We start from the raw sequence: 24,680 nt of genomic DNA, 5'->3' as shown, positions 1-24,680 counted from the left end.
CTGATTGCCTCGGGAAGCTAGCCGTCCTATCGTCCGGTTTCACTGGACATGATGGCGGAAGACCGGACGATTGTCCGGCAAAATGACCAAGGGGACGACACATTGACCGAACTTGATGAAAAGGACCGGCTGCTGGTGGCCGCCCTGCGGCAGGATTCGCGCCAGAGCCTGGTGGCGCTTGCCCGCCATGCCGGCTTGTCACGCAGCGCCGCCCATGAACGTCTGCGCCGGCTCGAAACCAAGGGCGTCATCGCCGGCTATACGATCCGCATCGGCATCGAGGACAAGGCGCCGGTCGTGCGCGCGCTGATCGCGATATCCTTCCAGCCCGGTAAGAACTGCGACCACATCGTACCGCATCTCGCCGGCATGCCGCCGGTCGTCAGCTGCTGGTCGCTCGCCGGAGAGACCGACCTGATGCTGCTGGTCGAATGCGCTTCGAACGGCGATCTTGACACCATCCGTCGGCGGATCTCGTTGATATCGGGCGTCGCCACCGTGCAGACCCATGTGGCGCTGCGCACCCATTTCGATAGGCGTGACTGATCGCGCTGCGCCGGTAGACGATGCCTGGCGTTGTTTCGGCCTCCATGCCGCAACTGAGACCACGGATACCTACCTCATTCCTGTGCTCGTCACAGGAATCTAGCGACGGCGCGTCCGCGCCGTCAGTGACATTCTTCGTCACATCAGGCGTTTTCAGAATTCTTTCACACCGCCGACGCGGCGCTGCTGGATCCCTGTGACAAGAACAGGGATGATGGTTGCGAAGGCCGGCTGATCTCGTCGAGATACCAGTTGATGTAGCGCAGCTCGTTCTGCTCCATCGGCGCGATCGGGCCCGGCACGAAATAATGCGAGCGCACGCCGCGCGAGGTGTGCTCGATGATCGCCTTGTCCTCATCGGTCGTGACCTTCCACAGCCAGGTGAGCTTTTCGAGGTCGTAGTCCTGCCCCTCCTCGGCCTTGCCGTCGACAAGCCAGATCAGCTCCATTTCGCAGGTGCCCGCCGTCTTCGGAATGAAGCGGTAGATCATGCCGTGATCGGGATAGCAGACGAGGAAGGTCGTGCCGCCGAGGTGGATGGAGGTGACGCCGCCGTCGAAATCGCTGAACCGGCCCATCAGGGTGCTAAGCGGCTGGCCGTCCTTGCTGCCGGTCTTGACGCCGTCATAGAGCGCATAGCGGAAGGCATGCACCGTCTCCTTGCCGCCGGCGGAACTCTGCCAGTGATCGCCGGAACCGACCTCGATGCCGAGAGCGCAGGTGCGCGCCTCCATCTTGGCGTTCAGCTCCTCGATCATGTGCAACGGCTGTTCGAGCGCGTGCGTCTCGGAATACTCAGGATGCGCCGGGCCGCAATGGTAGCACTCGACATAGTTCTCGACCGCGAGCTTCCAGTTGGCGTCGACAGGATAGGACTGCCGGTGCGCGACCTTGGCCTCGGCCCAGCCATATTGGCCGCAGGTGGCATGCAGCAGGTTCTCGACCTCGGTGAAATCGAGCGGCTGTTCGGCAAAGGAGATGAAGATCAGCCCCTCGACGACGCGCACATGAAGCTTCTTCAGCCCATGGTCCTCACGCTTGAAATCCTTCGGCATCAGCCGCGCCGCCTTCAGCGCACCGTCATTGCCGTAGGTCCAGGCGTGGTAGGGACAGACGAAGGCGCGGGCGTTGCCCTTTTCCTTGGTGCAGACCTCGGCGCCGCGATGGCGACAGACGTTCAGCATCGCATGGATCGCGCCCGTGGCCGTGCGGGTGACGATCACCTGCTCGGCGGCCATGCGAAAGACTTCGAAGTCATTGGGGTTGGGGATCACGCTTTCATGCGCGACGCAGTGCCAATGGCGGCGAAACACCCGGTCGAGATCACGCTCGTAGATATCCTCGTCGTGGTAGAAGGCCCGCACCAGCCCATGGCCCGGCCGATGCGCAGCGACCAGCTGATCGATGCGGTCGCCCGCGACAGTCGTATTGGAAAGGTCCGATGCGAACATGGCCCTGAACTCCTGAAAGAAGAACCGGAAGAACCGCGTCCCGGCGCGCGCATGCTAAATTTGCCTTGATGTACGAGGCTGCCCCCACCCCCACCCTCTCCCCGCACGCGGGGGAGAGGGAGAGCGCTCCACCCGCACCTCAACCGCGCCCTTACTCAGGCACGGCGGTCGCCACACGTCTCCTTCTCCCCGTCAAACGGGGAGAAGGTGGCCGGCAGGCCGGATGAGGGGCAGCCTCAAACGCCGTCGTTACATCCTCACCCGCTCGGAACGCGGATCGTACATCGCCTTCAGCGACGCCTCCGCCTTCACCCGCGTGCCGGCGATCTCGATCTCGAAGCTGGAGCCGAGCACGTCGGCGTCGCTTTCGCCTTCCGACGGCACATAACCAAGGCCGATGGCACCGCCGAGATGGTGGCCGTAGTTGCCCGAGGTGATGGTGCCGACGATCTGGCCGTCGCGCACGATCGCTTCGTTGTGGAAGAGCAAAGGCTCGGGATCGGCCAGCCGGAATTGCACCAGCCGGCGCGAAAGCCCGCGATTGTGCTTGGCCAGCACCGCCTCGCGACCGATGAAATCGCCCTTGTCGGGTTTCACCGCAAAACCGAGCCCGGCTTCGAGCACATGGTCCTCGTCGGTGATATCGTGGCCGAAATGGCGGAAGGCCTTTTCGATACGGCAGCTGTCGAGCGTGTGGATGCCGCAGAGTTTCAGCCCGACATCCTGCCCCGCCTCCTCCAGCGCCTCGAACACATGCGCCGTCTGGTCGGTCGAGACGTAGAGCTCCCAGCCGAGTTCGCCGACATAGGTGACGCGGTGGGCGCGGGCGAGCCCCATGCCGATCTCGATTTCGCGCGCCGTGCCGAAGGGATGCGCCGCATTCGAGAAATCGTTCGGGCTCACCTTCTGCATCAGTTCGCGCGCCTTCGGCCCCATGACGCAGAGCACGCTTTCGCCGGCACCGACATCGGTGATGACGACGAACTCGTCGCGCACATGCTTGCGCAGCCAAGCAAGATCACGTTGAAGCGTGGCGCCCGGAACGACGAGCAGGAACGCGGTTTCAGAAAGGCGCGTGACCGTGAGGTCGCTTTCGATGCCACCACGGCCGTTGAGCATCTGGGTGTAGACGATACGGCCGGCCTCGACATTCATCTCGTTGGCGCAAAGCCGCTGCAGGAAGGAAAGCGCATCGCGCCCCTCCACCCGGATCTTGCCGAAGGAGGTCATGTCGAACAGGCCGACGCCGTTGCGAACCGCCAGATGTTCGGACTTCTGGTTCTCGAACCAGTTCTGCCGTTTCCAGGAGTAGCGGTATTCGCGCTCCTGGCCGTCATTCGCAAACCAGTTGGCTCGCTCCCAGCCGGCCACTTCGCCGAAGACCGCGCCACGCGCCTTCAGATGCTCGTGCAGCGGCGAGCGGCGCACGCCACGCGCCGTCGCCATCTGGCGATAGGGGAAATGGTCGGCATAGAGCAGCCCCAGCGTCTCAGAGACCCGATCCTTGAGGTAAGCGCGGTTCTTCTGAAAGGGCTGTGCCCGGCGGATATCGACCTCCCAGAGATCGAAGGGCGGCTCGCCGTCGTTCATCCATTGGGCGAGCGCCATGCCGGCGCCGCCTGACGATACGATGCCGATCGAGTTGTAGCCGGCCGCGACCCAATAGCCTTTCACTTCCGGCGCCTCGCCGAGATAGTAGCGGTCGTCCGGCGTAAAGCTTTCCGGCCCATTGAAGAAGGTATGGATGCCCGCCGTCTCCAGCATCGGCATGCGGTTGACGGCCATTTCGAGGATCGGCGAGAAATGGTCGAAATCGTCTGGCAACTGGTCGAAGCAAAAATCCTCACGGATACCGTCCATGCCCCAGGGTTTGGCCTTCAGCTCGAAGGCGCCGACCAGCATCTTGCCGGCATCCTCCTTGTAGTAAGTGCATTCATCCGGCACGCGCAGCACCGGCAGGCGCTTGAGGCCGGGGATCGCCTCGGTGACGATGTAGAAGTGCTCGCAGGCATGCAGCGGCACGGTGACGCCGGATTGTCGCGCGAACTCCCTGCCCCACATGCCGGCGCAGTTGACGACGTTGTCGGTTTCGATCGTATAGCTTTCGCCGTTCTGCTCGCAGGTCACGCCCGTTACCCGGCCGTCCTTCTTCAGAACCGCGGTCACCTTGACGCCCTCGATGATCGTCGCGCCGTTCTGCCGCGCACCCTTGGCGAGCGCCATGGCGATGTTGGCCGGGTCGCACTGGCCGTCGAGCGGCAGATGCACCGCCGCCTTCACATCCGAGGTGTTGAGATGCGGATACATCGCCTTGACTTCGTCAGGCGTGATTTCACGCACATCGACGTTGAAGGCGCGCGCCAGCGAAGCCTGGCGGTAGATCTCCTCCTTGCGTTCTTCCGTCAGCGCCACGGTGATCGAACCGTTCTGGCGCATGCCGGTGGAGATGCCGGTTTCGGCCTCCAGCTTGACGTAGAGGTCGGCGGAATATTTTGCCAGCCGCGTCATGTTCTGCGAGGCGCGTAGCTGGCCGATCAGGCCGGCCGCATGCCAGGTCGTGCCCGACGTCAGCTGCTTGCGTTCGAGCAGCACCACGTCGGTCCAGCCGAGCTTGGCGAGGTGATAGGCGACCGAACAGCCGGAGACGCCGCCACCGATGATGACTGCCCGGGCTTTCGAGGGAATCGGCTTGGTCATGCGCGCAGTCTTTCATTGGAGGGATCCCAGAGCGGCTGGTCGGCCTCGACGGTCGCCTTGAAGCGGTCGCCGAAGATCTCGACCTCGATCTCGTTGCCGGGCACGGCGAGATCGGCGCGCAGCATGCCGAGCGCAATCGACTTGCCGACGCGGTAGCCCCAGTTGCCCGAGGTCGTTTCGCCCACCACCTGGCCGTCCGACCAGAGCGTCGACATATACGGCGCGTCGCAGCCGTCGGCGGCGACTGTCAAAGTGACGAAACGTTTGCTGACACCCTGCTGCTTTTCGCGCTCCAGCGCCGCCTTGCCTTTGAAGCCGGGCTTTGCCCAGTCGACGAAGCGCTCCAGCCCGCCCTGCAGGATGGTGTAATCGGTGGAAAGGTCGCCCTTCCAGGCGCGGTAGCCCTTCTCGATGCGCAGGCTGTCGAGCGCCTCCATGCCGAAGGGTTTCAGGCCATGTTTCTCTCCGGCAGCCCAGACGGCATCGAAGATCGCGGCGGTATCGTCCACCTTGGTGTGGATCTCCCAGCCGAGTTCACCGGCAAAGGATACCCGCACCAACTGGCAGTAGCGCCCGGCAATCTGCGCTGTCTGGTGCGTGAGCCAGCCCTTGGCGAGATCCGCATCGCTGACATCGGCAAGGATGTCGCGCGATTTCGGCCCGGTGAGGATCTGGCAGCTAAACTGCGTGGTGACATCGTCAAGCGTGAACGCGGCATCGGCGGGCCGATGTTTCTGCAGCCATTCGAGATCGTGCCACTGCGCCGTTGCCGCCGTGATCAGGAAGAAGAAATCCTCGTCCAGCATCATCACCGACATTTCGGTGACGATGCGGCCCTTGTCGTCGGAGAAATAGGCAAGGCCGATGCGGCCCGGCTTCGGCACCCGGCCGGTGATCAGGCCCGAGAGCCATTCGGTCGCGCCCTTGCCCTTGATCCGGAAGCGCGAGAACCCCGGCAGGTCGAGGATGCCGGCGGCATCGCGCACGGCGAGACACTCTTCCTCGATGCGCTTGGCCCACGGCCCCGCCCGCCCCCAGGTCTGCGTTGCCTCTTCGGAGGTGTCGTCACCTGATTTGGCGTACCACATCGCCCGTTCCCAGCCGTTATAGGGCTTGAATTGCGCGCCGAGTGCCTGGATCCGGTCGTGGATCGGCGACAGCTTCTTGCCGCGACCCGCCGCCCAATAGTGCTTCGGAAAATGCATCGCGTACTCGTGGCCGTAGATCTCCATGCCCTTGGCGATGCAATAGTCCTGGTCGGTATAGTCGGTGTACCGGCGTGGATCGCAGGACCACATGTCCCATTCCGTCTGGCCCTCGGTGATCCACTCAGCCAGCACCTTGCCGGCGCCGCCGGCCTGGCAGATGCCGAAGGTGAAGACGCAGGCCTCAAACGCGTTCGGCACGCCGGGCATCGGCCCGATCAGCGGATTGCCGTCGGGCGCATAGGGGATCGGGCCGTTGATGATCCGCGACAGCCCCGCGGTCCCAAGGATCGGCACGCGCTCGACAGCGTCGTTCAGATACCATTCCAGCCGATCGAGATCGTCAGGGAAGAGCTGGAACGAAAAGTCCTCGGGCATCGGATCGTCTGATGTCGTCCAGTGTGCTCGGCAGTTACGCTCATAGGGCCCGAGGTTCATGCCGTTCTTCTCCTGGCGGAGATAATAGGAGCTGTCGACATCGCGCAAGAGCGGCAGCTTGTGTCCGACCTCCTTCGACCAGGCGGCCAGTTCCGGGATCTCGTCGAACAGCACGTACTGATGGCTCATCACCATCATCGGCACGTCGCGGCCGAACATCTTGCCGACCTCGCGGGCATAGTAGCCGGCGGCGTTGACGACGTATTCGCAGCGGATTTCGCCCTGCGGCGTCGAGATCACCCATTCGTCGTTTTCGCGGCGCGCCGCCGTAACGGGACAGAAGCGGATGATCTTTGCGCCCATGTCGCGCGCGCCCTTGGCCAGCGCCTGCGTCAGCTGCGCCGGGTCGATGTCGCCGTCATAGGGGTCGTAGAGCGCACCGGTCAGCTCGTGCGTTTCGAGGAACGGATAACGGCTGCGCATCTCGTCGGGCGTCAGGATGTCGAGGTCCATGCCCTGGTAGCGACCCATGCCGACGACACGCTTGAACTCCTGCAGCCGCTCCTTCGAGTGGCCGAGCCTTATCGAGCCGGTGACGTGGTAGTTCATCGGATAATCGACGAGCGCACCGAGATCGCGGTAGAGCGAGGCGGAATAGCGCTGCATGTTCATGATCGACCAGGACGACGAGAAGGTCGGCACGTTGCCGGCCGCATGCCAGGTCGATCCGGCCGTCAGCTCGTTCTTTTCCAGAAGCACGCAGTCGGTCCAGCCGGCCTTGGCAAGATGGTAGAGCGAGGAAGCGCCGATCGCTCCCCCACCGATGATCACGACACGCGCGTGAGACGGCAAATTCGACATGCACTGTTCCCTCGTTTTGCCGGAATTCTTGCCGTCGAAACGAGGCGCCATCAAGCGATGGAAACAGGCTTTATTGATCGAAGAATTCGATTAGATTGAGTGGAACTTCGAAACCGGATGGGATGCCGATGCAAGTGGATCTGATCGAGACGTTTCTGGACCTGATGGAAACCCGTTCCTTCAACCGCACGGCCGAGCGGCTGAACATCACCCAGTCCACCGTTTCCCACCGCGTCAAGGCGCTGGAGGCACAGTTCAATCGCAAGCTCTTTACCCGCAACAAGGGTGGAACCGTGCCGACAGCCGCCGGACTCAGGTTTCTAGACTACGCAATAGCCTTGCAAAACCAGTGGCATGAGGCAACGCGCGCGGTCACCAATGCCGGCGCGCTGGAGCGCTCCATGCGGCTCGGCATCCAGCACGATCTGGCCGAAGCCTTTGCCGGCGAATGGCTATTCACGATCAGGCGTGAGCTGCCGACAACCGAAATCTACATGGAAGCGGATTATTCCAACCAGATGAACCGGGATCTCGGCGCCGGCAACCTCGACCTCGCCATGCTCTATACCCCGCACTATCTGCCCGATCTTCATTACGAAAGGATCGGCGATCTGCATTACATGATGGTGAGCACGGAAGCGGCTGCGCTATCGGATATCAGGGTCGAGACCTATATCCAGGCGATCTATTCGCCGGCCTTCGATCGCGCTCACCGGCTGGCTCTGCCGCATCTCTCCGCAGCGCCTGTTGCGACCGGCCAGAACATGGCGATCACCATGCTCCTGCATTCGCTCGGCGGAGCCGCCTATGTCACCACCGCAACGGCCAGACGGCTGACGCAATCCGGCCACGTCGCCCTTGTTGCCGATGCGCCGGTGATCCCGCAGACGGTCTACGCCGCCACCAGTCTGCGCACCCGTCATGCCCATCAGCACCGCAAGATCATCGGTGCGATGGAGGTGCTGCTTTCCGCAGGAAATGAGGAGGAAGCCTAATGTACGTTACGCCATTCGGCGCTGGATCAGCCGCTGTAAAAACATCAGGATCGAGACGATCGCAAGATAGTAGACGAGTGCTGCCGAATACCATTCGACGAAGCGGAAACTCGACGCGATCGCGTCGTTGACGACGGCCATGATCTCCCGCATCGAAATCACATAGGCAAGCGAGGTCAGCTTGATCAGGTTGATGAACTCGTTGACGAGCACCGGCATGACGATGCGCAAGGCCTGCGGCAGGACGACGAGGCCGAAGGTCTGCAGGCGGTTGAGCCCGAGCGCGCGTGCCGCATCTGTCTGCCCCTGGCCGATCGCCGCGAGCGCCCCGCGCATCGCTTCGGCCATATAGGCGGTCGTCACCAGCGTGAAGGCGATGAAGGCGGCGGCAAAGGGCGTGTACCAGGGCGCGCGCGTCAGGCCGGGAAAGAGCTGCGGCGCACCGTTCCAGACGATCAGCAGCACCAGGATGAGCGGCGACGAGCGAAACAGCCAGACATAGAGCTGGGCCGCCGTGCGCCGCACCGCCGCCATCGAGTTCAGGGCGACGGCGAGCGGCAGGCAGAGCAGAAACGAGGCGACCTGAACCAGGATGGACAGCAGGATCGCGATGGCCGCCCCCTGCAACATGACCGGCATGGTCAGGGCATCCAGAAACAGTTTCGTGTCGAAGTTCATGCCCTGTCCACCTTTTCAAGCCTCAACGATCGTAATCGACGTCGAACAGCGCCGGGTCCAGCCCGTATTTCTTGGCGATGCCGGCAAAAAAACCCTGCTCCTTCAGGGCCTTCAGCCCAGCCTTGACCGCGGCCGCATCGCTGCCTTCCTGGCGGCTGTAGATGCCGTAGGTGAAATCCGATGCCCACGTGTAGGGAAGCTGCAGCGTCCCGTCGGAACGCGAGGCGCGGTAGGCGCCTTCGGCCTCTTCGGTCATCGTCGCATCGACGCGGCCGACGAGGACCTGCTGGTAGGCCGCCTGCTGGGTCGGATATTCCTGGACCTCGACCGGCGGCTGACCCTTGGCGATCAGTTCCTTGTTCAGGGGCTCGATCCGCTCCTGCTTGTAGTAGGCGCCGGCTTCGAGCGCGATCACCTTGCCGCTCAGATCCTCCGGCGCCTTGATTGTGTCGCTACCGGCCTTGGTCACCATCGCGGTGGCCGATTTCATGTAGGACACGCCGTCATAAGTCTCGCGGCGCTTGGCGTTGATGTAGATGCCGCTGACGATCAAGTCGCAGCGCCCGGCCCCGAGCGTCGGCAACAGCCCGGCAAACTCCGTGACGGTATAGTTGACCTTGGCATTCCAGAGACCGGCGAGCGCTTCGACGATCTCGATATCGATGCCGGTCGGGGTTAGATCGGCCGGACTTTCCTTGAAGGTCAGCGGCGGAAAGGCCGCGGTGGTGCACACACCGATATCGCCATCGGCGGCAAAAGCCGGCGGCTCCGCCTGGGCAAGCCCCGCCGACAGCAGGATGGTTCCGAGAAGGGTTGCATGCGATGCCAGTCTGATCATCTCTATTCCCCTCATTGTGTTGGTGAAACGCGCCCGACGATGTCGCCATAGGTCTGGCTGTCGAAGGCGGGAAGGATAAGCGGGTCGACGAACCCGTCGCGTCGTGCCGTCAGCACGTATTGCATCATCGACGCATTATCAGGCATCTCGAAAACCTGGACGAAATCATAGGTTCCGAGCGTGGCGTAGAAGGCGACCGAGCGGCCGCCGAGCGAAGAAACGCGGTCTTCGCTCACCTTGCGCCGCGCGCCGCTGTCGGCGAGTTCGGCCAATCCCTTGGCCGTCAGTTTCATTAGCGAGATATATCGTTGCATGGGGCATCATTCCGTTGAAACGGTTGGCATCAGAACCGGTGATGTGGTGTTGGCGTCAGTGTTAGCGGCTAGCTTTTGCCAGGCCGGCGATGACCGCGTCGCTGGTCGAGACCGTGCCGAAGATGCCGTTCTCGATCGAGATCATGTTGATCGCCGCCTCATGCGCCCATTGCTCGCCGCTGGCGCAGCAATCCGAGATCGTCAGGCACTGGAAATTGCGGTCGCAGGCCTCGCGCAACGTCGTATGCACGCAGACGTCGGTGGTGCAGCCGGTAAACAGCATATGGGTGATGCCCTGCGCTCTGAGCACATGCTCGAGATCCGTATAGGTGAACGAGCTGTTGCAGGTCTTGTCGATGATGACGTCGCTGTCTGCGACATCGAGCTCGGGTAGCAGCTGAAAGCCGGGGCTCGAGCGCAGCAGGACCTCGGTGTTTTCCAGCCCCGAGCGCTTGCGGCGCCATTTTTCGTAAGGCGTCATGTCGGCGAGGTCGGCACGATAGCCCTGGCGCGTATGGATGATCAGGCATCCGGCTTGCCGCGCCGCGGCGATGACACGGTTGACGGCCGGCAGAATTGCCCTAAGCGGCGCCGGATCATAGCCCATCGAAGCGAAGTAGCCGTCGGGCGAGCAGAAGTCGATCTGCAGGTCGATCACCATCAGCGCGGTCTGCGACGGAACCAGCTTTCCGTCATAAGGAAAATCAAATGGTTGGGCCTCGATCATGCATGTCTCCCTCTCTCCGATCCAATTCATAGGAGCAAAAATCGATTGGGAATAGCGATTTTTTGTGCTTGATATTGTCTAGTTTTGCTAAACAATTGCCATTGCTTTGCACGCGACAGTCGATTGTCAATCAAGGCGGAAGTTCGAATGAAAGCTTTGCATTTCCTGCCTTATCTCAGGGCCTTCGAAGCCGTCGCCCGGATCGGCTCCGTGCGCCAGGCGGCCGACGAACTGGGCCTCAGCCCCGGCGCGGTATCGCTGCAGCTGCGCCGGCTTTCAGAGACGACGGGGCTGACACTTCTGGAGAAATCGGGACGCAATATCCGCCTGACGGCGGCCGGACGTGATTTCGCCCAGACCGTCTCCCATGCCATGGGCAATCTTGCCGTCGCGGTCGAGAATGGTGCCGAGCGGCAGCTCGAAAACCACCAGAAGAAGCTGACGGTCGCCCTGCCGCCGGCGCTGGCGATCGCCTGGATGGCCAGCCTCCTGGTGCAGTTCGCCGATGCGCGCGGCGTCAGCGATCTCGCCATGCGCAGCTGCATTCGCGCAAGCGACGTCCTCTGGGACGATGTCGACCTGGCGATCGTCTACGACAATCCGCCCTTCGACGGCCTGTGGTGGCAGGTGGTCAGCGACGTGAAGCTCAGGACCATATGTTCGCCGTTATTGTTCCCGCGGCTGGAAGGCTCGCACCGCGACAGGAAGCTGCGCGACGTCACATTGCTGCATGAGGATGACGGGCGGGAATGGACGCGCTGGTCGGCCGCCTCGCGCATCTCGCTCGAAGGCAGCCGCAGCGTTCGGGTGCCCTCGGTCGCCGTCGCCGTCGCATCCGCCCTGCAGGGACAGGGCATTGCGCTCGTCTCGGACGTTCTCACCCGCTCCTACCTGCAGGAAGGCCGGCTGATCCAGCCGTTCCCGACGGCGATACCGGCATCAGCAGGCTACTATCTTCTCTGTCCGACGGAGAAGGCCGAGGAACCGCTGATCCAGGCGCTTGCCCACCAGATCGCCGCCCACCTGCGTGGCGACTGACTGGCGCCGTACCCTTCAATAGCGCCCTTTGAGCAGCGCCTTCAGCCGCACCGCATCATCCGCGGTTACGCCCGGCGGATCGACAACCTGCATCCACGCATCGATATAGTGTTCCGGCGCATAGACGTGGCCGTAGCCGATCGGCGTCGTCGTGCCCATCGCCATGTCGGCCAGAAGCTGGAACATCGTCACGACAGGAAACCATCGAAGATCGGGCGAGACGTCATGCCCGCGCGGCGCTTTCATCCAGTCCGGCTCGCGGTAGAAGGAATACGGATCGAAGAAGGTGATCGGGTCGCTGGCATATTGCAGGTAGACGATGCGGACATTGCCCCATTCAGCGCCCGGAATATCAAGCGTATTCGCCTGGTTGGTGAAGCGGATCACCGATCCGTCGCGATAGAGCGGGCGCCATTGCGGAGACCCTGGATTGCGATTGCGGGTGATCGATAGCCAGGTCTTCGTCGGAAACGGCGAGCCGACCCAGAGCGCGCCCTGGAACGGATCGCTGATGATGTCGAACGGGTCGACCGAACCCTGCGAATTCATCGAGCCGAGGCTGAGGCCGTAGAGATAGAGCCGCGGCCGCTTGTCCTTGGGCAGCGTCGTCCAGTAGCCGTAAACCGCGTCGAACAGGGCGTTGGCTGTCTCGGCGCCATATTCCGGCTCGACCAGCAGAGAGAGCCAGCTCGTCAGGTAGGAGTATTGCACCGCGACACTGGCGACGTCGCCTTTCAACAGATATTCGAGCGAATCGAGCCCCGGCGGATCGATCCAGCCCGTTCCGGTCGGCACAACGATCATAAGGTTGGAGCGCTCGAACCCGCCGACGCGCTTCAGTTCTTCGAGCGCGAGCTTCGCTCGCTCCTTTGCCGTCTCGGCCGAATTGAGCCCGGCATAGACCCGCAGCGGCTCCTTCGCCCCGCCATTGAAGAAGGCGCCGATGTCCTTGGCGCTCGGCCCTGACGCGATGAACTGGCGTCCCTGCCGCCCGAGTTCATCCCAGGTCATCAGCGACGCGCCACTGCCCGTCTTCATCGGGTCAGTCGGCGGCGCCACATCAGGATCGATCAGCGCGTCGAGCCGTTGGAACGAGCTGTCGGCCGCATGCAGAGCGTAGCGGAAGATCACCCCGTCGGTGGCCGACCAGAACAGTGCAATTGCCGCCGCTACTGCGGCGAGCTTTGCCAGTGGCCGCGTCAACACATACTCGAAGCGCCTGGCGAGAACGCGGAACGTCAACCGAAACAGCCGTGCCAGCAGGACGATGAAGATGAAGACGAGCACGGCAATCAGGCCAAGCTTCAGCGGCTCCGCGCTCTCGACCGGGTCGAGGCCCATGAGGTTCCGCACGGTATTCTGCCACGCCGCCGCCCGCCAGAGGAAGGCGAGTGCAACGGCGGTGCAGCCGAGGGCAGCCACCAGCTTGAGGATCAGCCCGGTCCGTGGCCGCACATCGGGCAGCTCGAGAAACGACCACAGCCAACGAAGGAACACGCCGATGGCATAGCCGGCAGACAGCGAAAGACCTGAGATGACCGCTTGGATGACATAGGGGCGCGGGATCAGGCTTGGCGTCAGCGATGCAGCGAAAAACAGCACCCCGACGATGAGGCCCGTCGTCGAAAACGACGCCCTATGCCCGGACACGAACTGTGGAATGGGCCACTTTGCCACGCGCAGACCTGTCTCTTGAAGGTGATCCACCGGCAGGCTCCTTGTTCACGGTCGTTCATCGAGCGCGCCATTCCGATCGACGCGTTACCCGATTGATAACCGCCAGTCACCGCGCCGACAACCTCGTATCGGCCCTGCAACCGCTACGGGCGCGACAACCCTTGCCAAAGCGGCGAATGCGGCATCCCCTTACACGCGGTGGGTGCGGATCAGCTCTTCTGGAAGGCCAGGTGAACGCCGAGCCCGACGAGCACACCACCGCCGACGCGTTGCATGGCGCGCTGCGCCATGCTCGAACGCTTGAGCCGGGTGATCAGCACGCCCGCGAGGATGACGCAGGCAATATCAGCCGACGAAAACATCAGGTTGACGATCGTGCCGAGGATGACGAACTGCAGCCAGACCGGAAACGCCGCGGATGCATCGATGAACTGCGGCAGGAAGGCGACGAAGAAGATCGCCGTCTTCGGGTTCAGCACTTCGACGGTGATGCTCTCGAAGAAGGCGCGCCGGCCGGATTTCGCCTGGATGCCGGGCAAGGCGCGCTCCCCTTGCGTCTTGGCGCGAAACAGCGAGATGCCGAGCCAGACGAGATAGGCCGCACCGGCAAACTTGACGACCATGTAAAGCACCGGCACCGCATGAAACAGCACCGACAGGCCGGCAGCCGCCGCGAAAACATGCACATAACCGCCGAGGTGAATGCCAAGCGTCGCCATCAATCCGGACCAGCGGCCGCGCGCCATCGTCTGCGCCGCCGCATAGAGCATCGCAGGACCGGGGATATAGGCGAAGATCGCCGTGGTCGCGAGGAAAGCCAACAGCAGTTCCATTGAAGGCATCGATGTGCTCCCGATAGGCTGGACGGTGCGGATAAGCTGGCAATAGACAATGCCTGCGCTTGCTTGGCAAGGCGAATGGGCCAATGCGCGCACGCAGACATTGCGGGCCGGCCCGACCTTGCCACGCCCACCTGCCTGCCGTTTTGGAATCTACAAGCCGGAATGCGGCGCGCATCTCCCAGCCGAGGGCGACCGACGCGCAGGCCGCAACGTCGCCTCCCATAGTTGTCCAGTCCGGTGTTGCGAGCCCAAGACGTGTGCAGCGTCGGGCGTTTCATCGTCCTCCACACCACCCGCGTAGCGGCGTTCCGCTTCACGCGCGGGTCACCTCGACAGGTGTCTTCATGATGATTTCACGATGCGGGAACGGGATGGAAATGCCGGCCGCCTTGAACGCATCCCATAGCGCCATCAGCACTTGACCGCGAATATTCGTCAGCCCGTTGCTCGGATCGGAAATCCAGAACCTCAATTTGAAATCGAGCGATGATGCACCGAAACCGGTCATCCAGCAGACCGGCCGGGCATAGGTGCTGGCGACCCGCGGAATCGATGCGGCGGTCTCGATGGCGATGCGCGCGACCTCGTGCGGATCGCTGTCATAGGATGTTCCGAAGTCGATCTCGATGCGAACATAGTCGCTGGAAAACGACCAGTTCACGACTTGCTGCGAAATGAAGTCTTCGTTTGGAATGAGGTATTCCTTGCCGTCTCTCGTGATCACCGAGACGAACCGGGATCGCAGGTCGCGGACCGAGCCGAAGGTATCGCCGAGTGTGATCGTGTCGCCCGGTTTGATGGATTTATCGAGCAGGATAATGATCCCCGAGATGAAGTTGGAGACCACCTTCTGCAGGCCAAAGCCGATGCCGACACCGACGGCACCGGAAAAGATCGTCAATGCGGTCAAGTCGATACCGGTGGCGTTCAGGGCGATTAAGCCGGCGAAGCAGATCAATGCGATCTTGACCAATTTGCTGATGAGGACCTTGAAGGAGGGGGTGAGATCCGCAGACCTCTGTATCCAATGCGCCGAGACGTTACCGAACAGGACGGCGAGCCAGATCAGCGCAAAGGAAAGGACGATAGCCTTCAAGACAAGCAACAGCGAAAGGCGAACCGCGCCGAGATTGAACGCCACGCCATCGAGCGTCGTCAGGATCACGCGATCGAGGCCAATCGCGTAGAGCGCAAAGTAGATCCAGCCAGTGACGGCAACAACACGCGCCAGCGTCTGATTTCTGATGATGCGCGTGAGGACCGAGATAACAAACCACGCCGCCGTAAGCGTAAGCGCGGTGCCGACCAGCCATCGGTATGACGGCCATCCAAAGCGCAACAGCATCGCATCGGCGATCCACAGCCATATAATCAGAAATAGCCACCGTAGCCGCCGCATGAAAGCGATGATGACGCGCAGCAAGTCCGGATTGCCCTTGATGGTGCGTGCGCGAGCTTCGACTGCCGGCTCTATCCGCTTTGCCAGGAGGCCACAAACCAGGTAGCCGGCGACAATCAGGGCGAGTTGATAGAACGTCCACTCGTTGAGAAGGACCGTCCGCATCCAGGAACCAACGGCGTCGAACGCTTCTACGAAATCCATCGCCTTTCTCCGCGAGCGCCATGCGTCCATCTGAGCGCACGAGAGCGGGGTGAGGAAAAGTGGGCGCGGTTTCCGCCCGCATCCCGCCCTAGCCAGAATCGATCACGTTCATGATCGTGGGTCGATCGACCGAAAATCATCGTGATCCAGGGACGCTCTCTTTTGAAACTAGCGCACCCTTTGCACTTTCAAAGCCGCCGCCCGAAAACCTGGTGCGGTCGCGTCGGGAAAATGCGACCCGCATACAGCGCAGTCCTCTCAGATCCGCCGCTCCTTGATCGTGTTCATGACGAAGCTTGTCTCGATCGAGGCCACGCATTTGAGCCGCGCGATCTTCTCCTTGATGAAGCGCTCGTATTGTTCGAGCCCGGCGCTCATCACCTTCAGCACATAATCGCGCGAGCCGGTGACGAGGTGGCATTCGAGCACTTCGTCCCAGCCGCGGATCGCCTGCTCGAACATGACGATCTCGTCCTCGTGCTGACGACTGAGCCTGACGGTCGCGATCGCCGTCATCGTCCAGCCCTCGACCGCCGGGTCGATCAAGGCGGTATAGCCGCGGATCACGCCGGTCTCCTCCAGCCGCCGCAGCCGGCGCAAACAAGGCGACGCCGATAGCCCGACGCGCTCGGCGAGCTCGTTGTTGGTGATGCGCGCGTCGGCCAGCAATTCCTTCAGAATTCGGCGGTCGGTTTCATCGGCAATTTTCTGCGTCATATTCCTTCAGTCCTGGCAATAGTTTGCGCAACTCAAGGGTATGTGATCGCAAATAGCAAGGATCGGTCCAGGCGTCTGATATAATTTGCCTGTCAGTCGCCCCGTTTCGCTTCAGGAGAAAGCCATGACCGCGCCGCACCCCTACAAGACTCATATCGGAAACCACAAGCTGCATCCCGAAACACTGATGCTGAACTATGGCTACGATCCTGAACTGTCGGAGGGGGCCGTCAAGCCGCCGGTGTTCCTGACGTCCACCTTCGTCTTCCGTTCGGCCGAGGAAGGCCGCGACTTCTTCGATTTCGTCTCCGGCCGCCGCGAGCCGCCGGCGGGTGTCGGCGCTGGTCTTGTCTATTCGCGCTTCAACCACCCGAACAGCGAAATCGTCGAAGATCGCCTTGCCGTCTATGAGCGCACGGAAAGCTGCGCGCTGTTTTCCTCCGGCATGTCGGCGATTGCCACGACACTGCTCGCCTTCGTCAAGCCCGGCGACGCGGTGCTGCACAGCCAGCCGCTCTATGGCGGTTCGGAAACGCTGCTGGCGAAAACCTTCCTCAATCTCGGCGTTTCGGCCGTCGGCTTTGCCGATGGCGTCAACGAGGCGGCGGTGACCGCGGCCGCCGAAGAGGCGATGGCCAAGGGCCGCGTCTCGGTCATTCTCATCGAAACGCCTGCCAATCCGACCAACAGCCTGGTGGACGTCGCCATGATCCGCCGCGTCGCCGACGCGATCGGCGCCAAGCAGGGTCACACGCCGGTGATCGCCTGCGACAACACCCTGCTCGGACCGGTCTTCCAGCGGCCGATCGAACACGGCGCCGATATCTCGCTCTATTCGCTGACCAAATATGTCGGCGGCCACTCCGACCTCATCGCCGGCGCAGCCCTCGGCTCGAAGGCGGTGATGAAGCAGGTGAAGGCGTTGCGCGGCGCCATCGGCACGCAGCTCGATCCGCATTCCTGCTGGATGCTCGGCCGCTCGCTCGAAACCCTGTCGGTGCGCATGCACAAGGCCAACGATAACGCCCGCGTCGTCGCCGAGTTCCTGCGCGACCATCCGAAGGTCGAGCGTATCCACTACCTGCCCTTCCACGACGAAGCCTCACCGCTCGGCAAGGCCTATGCGGCGCAATGCACTGGCGCCGGCTCGACCTTCTCCTTCGATATATCAGGCGGCCAGGAAGCGGCCTTCCGCTTCCTCAACGCACTGCAGATCTTCAAGCTTGCCGTCAGCCTCGGCGGCACGGAATCGCTGGCGAGCCACCCGGCGGCGATGACCCATTCCGGCGTGCCGATCGACGTGCGCCGCCGGATCGGCGTTCTCGACACGACGATCCGGCTTTCGATCGGCATCGAACATCCCGACGATCTGGTCGCCGACCTCGCCAACGCGCTGACGCTCGCCTGATTTCGAGAACCTGACATCAGCAGACCGGCCGCCGACGCCTTCGCGACCGGTCTGCTCAATGGGACAGGATGTTGATCACGTTGCCGAACGGGTCGCGGAGATAGAAGCGCCTGACACCCCAGGGCTCATCGGTAATGTCATAGACGATCGCCACGCCCTTTTCCCGGGCTTGGGCATAGACCGCATCGACATCGTCAACCTCGATCGAAAGCACCGGCACCGGCGTGCCGTTCCCGCCCTCACTCGCCACGCTCACCTGCGGCAATGCCGTCTGCCCTTTGGCCGCGAATGTCAGAATCCAGCCGTGATCCATCACCAGCTCGAGCCCGAGCAGATCTGCGTAAAAGGCGTGCGCGGCCTGCGGATCTGACGCGTAAAGATTGGACACGATACGTTTGACTGCCATGTCGTCCTCCCGGTTTTGCCACTCGGCAATCTGTATCGCCACGACAAGTTTGCCAAGAGCAGTGGTGCCTACTCCGATCGCGGCAGCACGGTCCGGATCGCGGTTTCGACCACAGCCTTGAAGCGCGCGATCTCCGGCCGCCGCTGCTGCTGGCGCGAGGTCTCCAGAAAGACCGTTCCCTCGGTGCCGTCGATTGCGAGCGGGCGGATGACGAGCGCCGGATGCAGGCCCGCCAGATGCCGGGCGAGTGACGACGGAACGGTGGCGACCAGCCGGCTCGCGGTCAGTGCATCGCCGATCCCCAGATGCGATGGCATGATGAGCATGATACGGCGCGAGCGCCCGTCCCGCGCCAGCAGCCGATCAAAATGGTTGTCCGAGACCGGCCACGGCAACGAATAGAGATGCGAGGCTGACAAATAGCCTTCGACCGTGACCTCATCCGTCGGAGCCAACGGGCAGAGCGGACCGAACAGGCAGACGAGGCGGTCGATCGCAACCGGGGTCCGGTCAACGAGGCTGCGGTCGTCACGATCGCCGCCGACCGAGATGACCGCATCGACTTCGCCCTGCGACAGTTCGGTGGCGTAGGAGCGGCGCTCGAAGGAGCGGATCTCCAGGCTATGGCACGCATGGTCCTGTTGCACGCCCTGGATCAGCACCGGCAGCAACTGCTGGCGCAGGCCGTCGGGCACCACCAGGGTAAACCGGCGCGCCTGGGGCAACGCTTCCAAAGCGCCGGATGAAACCGCGAGCGTAATGCTGGCAATCATCTCGCTGAGCGGCACCGCGATCTCTTCCATCCGCGGCGACGGCGCCATGCCGGTTGGCGTGCGCACGAACAGTTCGTCGGAAAAATCCTCCCGCATGCGCCGCAGCCTGTGGCTGATCGACGACGCCGTCACCCCGAGCCGCACCGCCGCCCGCCCGACATGGCGTTCCAGCATCAGTGCATGCAGCACTTTCAGATTGTTGAGGTCGATGCGACGCCAGTCGAGCATGCTGAATTCCGTTCAATGCGAGATGAGGAGCGATCATTTTCCAGCGATCGTTGGCCTTGCTACAGCGGCTCCTTAACACAGGAGACCTCAATGCTTGACCTGAAACGGATCGCCCGCAGCACTTTGCTGCCGCTTCTGTTGCTGCCGGCGCCATCCATCGCCGAAGATGGCGGCCCGCACGTTACCAGCTGCGAAGCGATCTTCCATATGGTTGCGGGCTGGCAGAAGCAACCGCCGGAGTGGCCCGATGTCGAGCTGACGGCCGAGGTCGTGTCGTTGGAGGTTCAGGATCCGATCGCCGTCACCACCCTTTGCCCACAAACCAGGACCCGCGTCGTTTGCCTGGAATACAACAACAGCGCCTTGAAGCCGGGAGACCGGGTCGATGTCAGCGGGCTGGTCTCCGGCACTTTCGAAGACGGCGTCGTGCTCGATCCCTGCGGCACCATCAAGGTCGAAGCTGACGAAAAAACCTGACGACAGAAACCCGAGATCAGCGGGCAGCCGTCGCCACACGCACGAGGGTCGCTGCCGCCTTGCCGGCACTCTCCATATAGCTCGCATCCCGGTGCAGGAGCACGACTGCAAAACTGCCGTCGAGCAGCAACAGCATCTGGCGCGCCAGCTCGCCTGCATCATCGATGCCCGCCACGGCAAACATCTGCGTCAGCCAGGCCTCGAACTTCTTCTTGTGGGCGGCACCGATGCGGATAGCGGGATGGCCGGGCATGTTCGCAAGCTCGGCCGACGTGCGCAGGAAGCCGCACCCCTTCCATTTCGAATGCCGCGCTGCCCGGGCGAGATTGACGAAGATCGCCTCGACCTTCGCGGCAAGATCGCCGTCTGCTGCATCGAACCATCTGCGGAAGAGCGCCAGGTTCGGCTGGTCGCGCCCTTCGAGATAGGCGGCGATCAGCTCGTCCTTGCTCCCGAAATGGTAATAGAGCGTGCGTTTCGTCACCCCGGCAGCTTCAGCCACCGCGTCGACGCTGACGGCGCGAATGCCCTCGGCATAGAAGAGTTTCGAGGCGGCATCGATGATGCCTTCCCGGGTGGTGCGCTCTGGTTTTGCCATATCGATGTATACCGACTAGTGAATATACTTTTGATCTTCCCTCACCTAGCCTTCTTTCGTCAATGCCTCGCTCGACGCGAGGAAGGGAGAACACCATGTCCGACACCGTATTGCTGCAGATTTCCGATGGCATCGCGCTTCTGACGCTGAACCGACCGGCCAAGCTCAATGCGCTGAACTACGAACTGATCGATTGGCTTTTGGGTCTGCTCGACATGATCGAGGTGAACGACACCGTCGGCGCGGTGATCATCACCGGTGCTGGCGAACGGGCCTTTTCCGCCGGCGGCGACATTCCCGAGTTTTCCGGGAGCGTTGCCAAGGGGGCGAACACCGCCGTGCGTGATTTCGTCCGCCGCGGCCAGCGCCTGACCGCAAGGCTGGAGGCATTTCCCAAGCCCATCATCGCCGCCGTCAACGGTCTCGCCTATGGCGGCGGCTGCGAAATCACCGAGGCCGTGCATCTTGCCGTTGCCAGCGATCGCGCCCGTTTCGCCAAGCCCGAGATCAGGCTGGGCATGCCGCCGACCTTTGGCGGCACCCAGCGCCTGCCCCGGCTTGCCGGCCGCAAACGCGCGCTGGAACTGCTTTTGACCGGCGACGACTTTTCGGCCGAACACGCGCTCGAACTGGGGCTGGTCAACAGCGTCGTTGCCCACGACGAGCTCATGCCTGCCGCCCGCGCGCTTGCCAGACGCATCCTGCGACATTCACCGCTTGTCGTCCAGACGATCATCACCGCCGTCACCCGCGGCCTCAACATGTCGATATCAGAGGGGCTTCTGGTGGAAAGCGAACAATTTGCCCGCATGGTGCCGACCGCGGACCTCACAGAGGCGTTGGTCGCCTGGAAGGATCGGCACAGAGATATTCAACCAATCGGTTGACAATAACCGCGAGATCGGCGATATTCAACGACATGGTTGAATATATGAACGATCGGCTTGACGCCGTCTTCCATGCGCTGTCCGACCCGACGCGGCGGGCGATGCTGCAGGATCTGTCAGCGGGTGAGCGGCTGGTGGGCGAGTTGGCCGCACCCTTCTCGATCTCGCTTGCCGCCGCATCGAAACACATCAAGGTGCTCGAAGGCGCCGGTCTCGTGCGGCGCGAAGTGCGCGGCCGGGCGCATGTCTGCCGGCTCGACGCCGAGCCGATGCATGCCGGCATGGAATGGATGCGCCATTACGAAGCCTTCTGGCGTCAACGCATCGATGTGTTGGAGGCACTGCTTCTGGCCGAGGACGCCGCGAAGGCCGCAGACAGGCAGACCACGACGCCGCAGCAAACGGAGAAGAAGCGATGACACCGCAAGCCGGCATGGACGACGGCGGATATGCCCGGATCGTCGCGCCGGATGCGGCACGCATCGAGCGGTTGTTGCCCGGCCCGATCGAGCGCATCTGGGCCTACCTGACGGAGGAGGACAAGCGCCGCCAGTGGATGGCGTCGGGCACCATAGGTGCTATAGCCGAATCGACGGTCGAACATATCTTCCGCCATGAGGACCTCGGCACGGATTGCGGTGAGCCGCCAACCAAATATGCCGCCCTTGCCGGCGAAAGCCGTATCCATGGCCGCATCATCGCCTGCAAGCCGCCGTACCTGTTGGCCTATACCTGGGGCGAAGGCACGCCGACGCCGTCGCAGGTGCGCTTCGATCTGGAGGCCAAGGGCTCAGAAGTGCTGCTGGTGGTCACCCATTCGCGCATCGCGACACAGGAGATGATGGCAAGCGTGGCTGCCGGCTGGCACACCCATCTCGACATTCTCGCCGATGTGGTTTCCGGCCGCACCTCGCATGGCTTCTGGAACAAGCATACTAGGCTCGAACAGGAATATGCGCGGCAGATCGCTGCGCGCTAGTACCCGTTAACACATCATACTTGCTGCACGGTTTTCTCCCTTGGATCGATATCGATCCAGGGGCCCATGCCGCACGCCCATTCACCCCAACAGGATCAAGGGAGGCTACAATGTTGCTTCAGGATAAGAGTGCGATTGTTTATGGCGGCAGCGGCGCCATCGGCGGTGCTGCGGCGCGTGCCTTTGCCCGCGAAGGCGCGAGTGTCTTTCTCGTTGGACGAACGGCCGAAACCCTGGATCGTACGGCCAAGGCAATACGGGCGGCGGGTGGAAAGGCGGAGTTCGACGTCCTCGACGTGATGGATCAAGCCGCCGTCGAGCGGCATGCGCAATCGGTTGTCGACCGAACCGGCAGGATCGACGTGGTCCTGACCGCTGTCGGCTTTGCCCACATTCAGGGCCCGCCGCTTTCTGAGCTGACGCTGGAACAGTTCGAGCACCCGATTGCAGCCTATACCCGCGCCAACTTCATCACCGCCAAGGCGGCAGCAGCGCAGATGGAAAGAAACGGCAGCGGTGTCATCCTGACGCTTTCGACGCCCGGCTCGCGCATGTCCGGCTCGGGTTTCCTCGGCTACGGCACCACCTGCGGCGCCATCGAGACCTTCTCGCGCATTCTCGCCGGCGAACTCGGCAGCCATGGCATCCGCGTCATCTGCCTGCGGCCGGATGCCATTCCCGAGGCACTGCCAGCTTCGCATGCGCGCGCCGTCTTTCAAGGGTTTGCCGACCGGTTCGATACCACTGTGGAGGAGATGCTCGACGGTCGGGCAAAGTCCGGCACATTGCTCGGCCGTTTCCCGAGGCTCGACGAGGTCGCCGACTATGCCGCCTTCGTCGCCTCGGACCGGGCGGGCGCCATGACCGGCGCGATCGCCAACCTCACCTGCGGCTCGCTGGTTGATTGAAATGAACGACCGGCGGACCTTCACAGGGTCGCGTCGGTCGTTCTCTTCAGCTGCGCGCAAAACCCAGAATGAACAGCGCCAGAGCGCCGATCGAGGAAATCGTGCGCACATGGTTCCACCAGACCCAGTCGGTCAGGTAGTGCTGCTGCCAGATTTCGGTGGCAGCCTGCCCAGACGTGGCAGCCGCCAGCGCATCGTTCATCGGCACGTTGAAGATAATGGTGACGATCAGCACGCCGGCGACGTAGGCGATGCCGCCGGCCGCCAGCAGCAGGCTGCCGTTACCGCCCCAGATGAAGGCCGCGACGACCAGCGCGAGCCCCAGAAGCGCCGTGCCCATGAAGGTACTGAGGAACAGCGGATTCTGGATCACCACGTTGATGGCGTTCATCGCCGCGATCCCCTGCTCCGCCGGCAGCCGCGACAAAGCCTGCATGATGCAGACCGAGAAGATGAAGAACAGCCCGGCCATCAGGCCGGAGCCGATTGCGGCGGCAAACGCCAGAGCGGGGATCAGCGGGATCATGCGGCGATACTCCAGACACCAGTTGCAGCGGTCTCCCGGGCATAGTCGGCGAAGTCGCGCGGTTTGCGCCCAAGCACGCGCTCGACATCGGACGTCACTTGCGAATTGCGCCCGTCGAGCACCGACGTGAAGAGATAGCGGATGAGTTCGACATAGTCATCAGGCAATCCGTCGGCCCGCAACTGCACCGTGAAGTCGGCAACCGGCACGGACTGATAGCCGATCCGGCGGTTGGCAGCCGTCGCGATCTCGGCCACGGCCTGGGCAAAGGTCATCAGCCGCGGGCCTGTCAGCTCATAGACCTTGCCGACATGCCCCTCGTCCAGAAGGGCTGCAACTGCCACGTCGGCGATGTCGTCGGTGCTGATGAAGGGTTCGGTGATCTCATCCGGCGGCAGGAACACCGATCCGCTGCGAACGGAATCGGTCAAAAAATCCTCGCTGAAATTCTCGAAGAACCAGCTTGCCCGGATGATCGTCCAGTCGGCGCCGGAGGCCTGCAGTTCGCGCTCGGCCGCTTCCGCCTCGTCCTCGCCGCGCCCCGACAGAAGCACCAGCCGCTTGATGCCCGAGCGAACGGCAAGCCTCGAGAATTTGCGGATGGTTTCGACGGCGCCCGGCACCGCCAGATCCGGCTGGTAGCTGATATAGATGCGCTCGACATTTTCAAGCACGGGCGCCCAGGTCGCCTCATCCGTCCAGTCGAAGGAAGGCGATGCCGAACGGGCGCCGATGCGCACCGCGATACCCCGCTCCTCAAGGCGGGCCGCCACCCGCCGCCCCGTCTTGCCCGTACCGCCCAGAACCAGTGTGAGTTTGTCAGTCATCGCTTCCTCCTGAGGTTGATTGCAAAACATGAGCATCTCTCACATTTGCAAATGTGATAAATCCTCGTATTTTAGGAGTCAAGTCAAAATGTGAGC

25 protein-coding genes are annotated in these 24,680 nt (G+C 62.6%); 9 read left to right on the top strand and 16 right to left on the bottom strand.

All coding sequences use genetic code 11. The annotated features are described in order from the left end of the window. Nucleotides 1-102: 102 nt before the first annotated feature. Entirely contained in the window at nt 103-546 is a 444-nt protein-coding gene (locus ASD03_RS27760; protein WP_244494709.1) for an Lrp/AsnC family transcriptional regulator, read from the top strand. Between the two features lie 164 nt (nt 547-710). Here the strand turns inward: ASD03_RS27760 and ASD03_RS27755 are convergent, their stop codons facing one another. The 3 genes from ASD03_RS27755 to ASD03_RS27745 form a co-directional block, all read right to left on the bottom strand. Further along, nucleotides 711-1,997, bottom strand: a complete 1,287-nt coding sequence (locus ASD03_RS27755; protein ID WP_025427841.1) for an aromatic ring-hydroxylating dioxygenase subunit alpha — start codon at nt 1,995-1,997, stop codon at nt 711-713. Nucleotides 1,998-2,246: 249 nt separating this feature from the next. Next, nucleotides 2,247-4,694, bottom strand: coding sequence for an FAD-dependent oxidoreductase (locus ASD03_RS27750; protein WP_057211084.1), 2,448 nt, complete (start codon nt 4,692-4,694; stop codon nt 2,247-2,249). Beyond that, nucleotides 4,691-7,138 (bottom strand): FAD-dependent oxidoreductase, encoded by a 2,448-nt coding sequence (locus tag ASD03_RS27745; RefSeq protein ID WP_057217677.1) that lies wholly within the window; start codon nt 7,136-7,138, stop codon nt 4,691-4,693. The genes ASD03_RS27750 and ASD03_RS27745 overlap by 4 nt, the downstream gene beginning before the upstream one ends. Nucleotides 7,139-7,266: 128 nt before the next feature. On the opposite strand from ASD03_RS27745, the gene ASD03_RS27740 reads away from it, so the two are divergent. Then, on the top strand, nt 7,267-8,133 hold the full coding sequence (locus ASD03_RS27740; protein ID WP_025427844.1) for a LysR family transcriptional regulator: 867 nt from the start codon (nt 7,267-7,269) through the stop codon (nt 8,131-8,133). A 6-nt stretch (nt 8,134-8,139) separates the two neighbouring features. Here ASD03_RS27740 and ASD03_RS27735 read toward each other — a convergent pair whose 3' ends face one another. From ASD03_RS27735 to ASD03_RS27720, 4 genes are all read right to left on the bottom strand, one after another. Continuing rightward, nucleotides 8,140-8,811, bottom strand: a complete 672-nt coding sequence (locus ASD03_RS27735; RefSeq protein ID WP_025427845.1) for an amino acid ABC transporter permease — start codon at nt 8,809-8,811, stop codon at nt 8,140-8,142. Between the two features lie 22 nt (nt 8,812-8,833). After that, nucleotides 8,834-9,649 carry a transporter substrate-binding domain-containing protein gene (locus ASD03_RS27730; protein WP_025427846.1) on the bottom strand — a complete coding sequence of 272 codons (816 nt, stop codon included), beginning with the start codon at nt 9,647-9,649 and terminating at the stop codon, nt 8,834-8,836. Nucleotides 9,650-9,660: 11 nt separating this feature from the next. Further along, the gene (locus tag ASD03_RS27725) at nt 9,661-9,963 is read right to left on the bottom strand and encodes a GYD domain-containing protein (protein ID WP_038576291.1); all 303 of its coding nucleotides are present in this window, start codon (nt 9,961-9,963) and stop codon (nt 9,661-9,663) included. Nucleotides 9,964-10,024: 61 nt separating this feature from the next. Beyond that, on the bottom strand, nt 10,025-10,690 hold the full coding sequence (locus ASD03_RS27720) for an isochorismatase family cysteine hydrolase (RefSeq protein ID WP_025427847.1): 666 nt from the start codon (nt 10,688-10,690) through the stop codon (nt 10,025-10,027). Between the two features lie 147 nt (nt 10,691-10,837). Here ASD03_RS27720 and ASD03_RS27715 point away from each other — a divergent pair, with 147 nt between their 5' ends. Then, nucleotides 10,838-11,728 (top strand): LysR substrate-binding domain-containing protein, encoded by an 891-nt coding sequence (locus ASD03_RS27715; protein WP_025427848.1) that lies wholly within the window; start codon nt 10,838-10,840, stop codon nt 11,726-11,728. A 15-nt stretch (nt 11,729-11,743) separates the two neighbouring features. On the opposite strand, the gene ASD03_RS27710 is transcribed toward ASD03_RS27715, so the two are convergent. The 4 genes from ASD03_RS27710 to ASD03_RS27695 all read right to left on the bottom strand — a co-directional run bounded on the left by ASD03_RS27710 (nt 11,744) and on the right by ASD03_RS27695 (nt 16,567). Then, on the bottom strand, nt 11,744-13,435 hold the full coding sequence (locus tag ASD03_RS27710) for an alpha/beta-hydrolase family protein (RefSeq protein ID WP_057217676.1): 1,692 nt from the start codon (nt 13,433-13,435) through the stop codon (nt 11,744-11,746). Nucleotides 13,436-13,614: 179 nt separating this feature from the next. Next, nucleotides 13,615-14,247 (bottom strand): LysE family translocator, encoded by a 633-nt coding sequence (locus tag ASD03_RS27705; RefSeq protein ID WP_025427850.1) that lies wholly within the window; start codon nt 14,245-14,247, stop codon nt 13,615-13,617. A gap of 313 nt (nt 14,248-14,560) precedes the next feature. Further along, nucleotides 14,561-15,850: a mechanosensitive ion channel domain-containing protein gene (locus tag ASD03_RS27700; protein WP_057217674.1), complete on the bottom strand. Its 1,290-nt coding sequence runs from the start codon at nt 15,848-15,850 to the stop codon at nt 14,561-14,563. A gap of 258 nt (nt 15,851-16,108) precedes the next feature. Then, complete coding sequence (locus tag ASD03_RS27695) at nt 16,109-16,567, bottom strand: Lrp/AsnC family transcriptional regulator (protein WP_025427852.1); 459 nt, start codon at nt 16,565-16,567, stop codon at nt 16,109-16,111. Between the two features lie 124 nt (nt 16,568-16,691). Between ASD03_RS27695 and ASD03_RS27690 the strand changes: the two genes are divergently transcribed. Beyond that, entirely contained in the window at nt 16,692-17,975 is a 1,284-nt protein-coding gene (locus tag ASD03_RS27690) for a cystathionine gamma-synthase family protein (protein WP_025427853.1), read from the top strand. Nucleotides 17,976-18,030: 55 nt separating this feature from the next. Here the strand turns inward: ASD03_RS27690 and ASD03_RS27685 are convergent, their stop codons facing one another. Both ASD03_RS27685 and ASD03_RS27680 read right to left on the bottom strand, forming a co-directional pair. Further along, the gene (locus ASD03_RS27685) at nt 18,031-18,381 is read right to left on the bottom strand and encodes a VOC family protein (protein ID WP_025428215.1); all 351 of its coding nucleotides are present in this window, start codon (nt 18,379-18,381) and stop codon (nt 18,031-18,033) included. Between the two features lie 68 nt (nt 18,382-18,449). Continuing rightward, nucleotides 18,450-19,382, bottom strand: coding sequence for a LysR family transcriptional regulator (locus tag ASD03_RS27680; RefSeq protein ID WP_057217672.1), 933 nt, complete (start codon nt 19,380-19,382; stop codon nt 18,450-18,452). A gap of 90 nt (nt 19,383-19,472) precedes the next feature. Here ASD03_RS27680 and ASD03_RS27675 point away from each other — a divergent pair, with 90 nt between their 5' ends. Next, a complete protein-coding gene (locus ASD03_RS27675; RefSeq protein ID WP_025427854.1) occupies nt 19,473-19,859 on the top strand; it encodes a hypothetical protein in 387 nt (128 codons plus the stop codon). Between the two features lie 16 nt (nt 19,860-19,875). On the opposite strand, the gene ASD03_RS27670 is transcribed toward ASD03_RS27675, so the two are convergent. After that, nucleotides 19,876-20,457, bottom strand: a complete 582-nt coding sequence (locus ASD03_RS27670; protein WP_038576295.1) for a TetR/AcrR family transcriptional regulator — start codon at nt 20,455-20,457, stop codon at nt 19,876-19,878. A 95-nt stretch (nt 20,458-20,552) separates the two neighbouring features. On the opposite strand from ASD03_RS27670, the gene ASD03_RS27665 reads away from it, so the two are divergent. The 4 genes from ASD03_RS27665 to ASD03_RS27650 all read left to right on the top strand — a co-directional run bounded on the left by ASD03_RS27665 (nt 20,553) and on the right by ASD03_RS27650 (nt 23,231). After that, complete coding sequence (locus ASD03_RS27665) at nt 20,553-21,344, top strand: crotonase/enoyl-CoA hydratase family protein (RefSeq protein ID WP_025427855.1); 792 nt, start codon at nt 20,553-20,555, stop codon at nt 21,342-21,344. Between the two features lie 44 nt (nt 21,345-21,388). Further along, nucleotides 21,389-21,763 (top strand): metalloregulator ArsR/SmtB family transcription factor, encoded by a 375-nt coding sequence (locus ASD03_RS27660; RefSeq protein WP_225906551.1) that lies wholly within the window; start codon nt 21,389-21,391, stop codon nt 21,761-21,763. Next, complete coding sequence (locus ASD03_RS27655) at nt 21,760-22,323, top strand: SRPBCC family protein (RefSeq protein ID WP_025427857.1); 564 nt, start codon at nt 21,760-21,762, stop codon at nt 22,321-22,323. The genes ASD03_RS27660 and ASD03_RS27655 overlap by 4 nt, the downstream gene beginning before the upstream one ends. A 110-nt stretch (nt 22,324-22,433) precedes the next feature. Then, a complete protein-coding gene (locus tag ASD03_RS27650; protein ID WP_025427858.1) occupies nt 22,434-23,231 on the top strand; it encodes an SDR family oxidoreductase in 798 nt (265 codons plus the stop codon). A 46-nt stretch (nt 23,232-23,277) separates the two neighbouring features. Here ASD03_RS27650 and ASD03_RS27645 read toward each other — a convergent pair whose 3' ends face one another. After that, a complete protein-coding gene (locus ASD03_RS27645; RefSeq protein WP_025427859.1) occupies nt 23,278-23,757 on the bottom strand; it encodes an anthrone oxygenase family protein in 480 nt (159 codons plus the stop codon). Then, complete coding sequence (locus ASD03_RS27640; RefSeq protein ID WP_025427860.1) at nt 23,754-24,584, bottom strand: NAD(P)H-binding protein; 831 nt, start codon at nt 24,582-24,584, stop codon at nt 23,754-23,756. Before ASD03_RS27640 ends, ASD03_RS27645 begins: the two co-directional genes overlap by 4 nt. Nucleotides 24,585-24,680: the final 96 nt, after the last annotated feature.

Origin of the sequence: Ensifer sp. Root127, assembly GCF_001425225.1 — a bacterium.
Taxonomy (GTDB): domain Bacteria; phylum Pseudomonadota; class Alphaproteobacteria; order Rhizobiales; family Rhizobiaceae; genus Ensifer; species Ensifer canadensis.
This window is presented reverse-complemented; position numbering and strand designations above follow the sequence as displayed.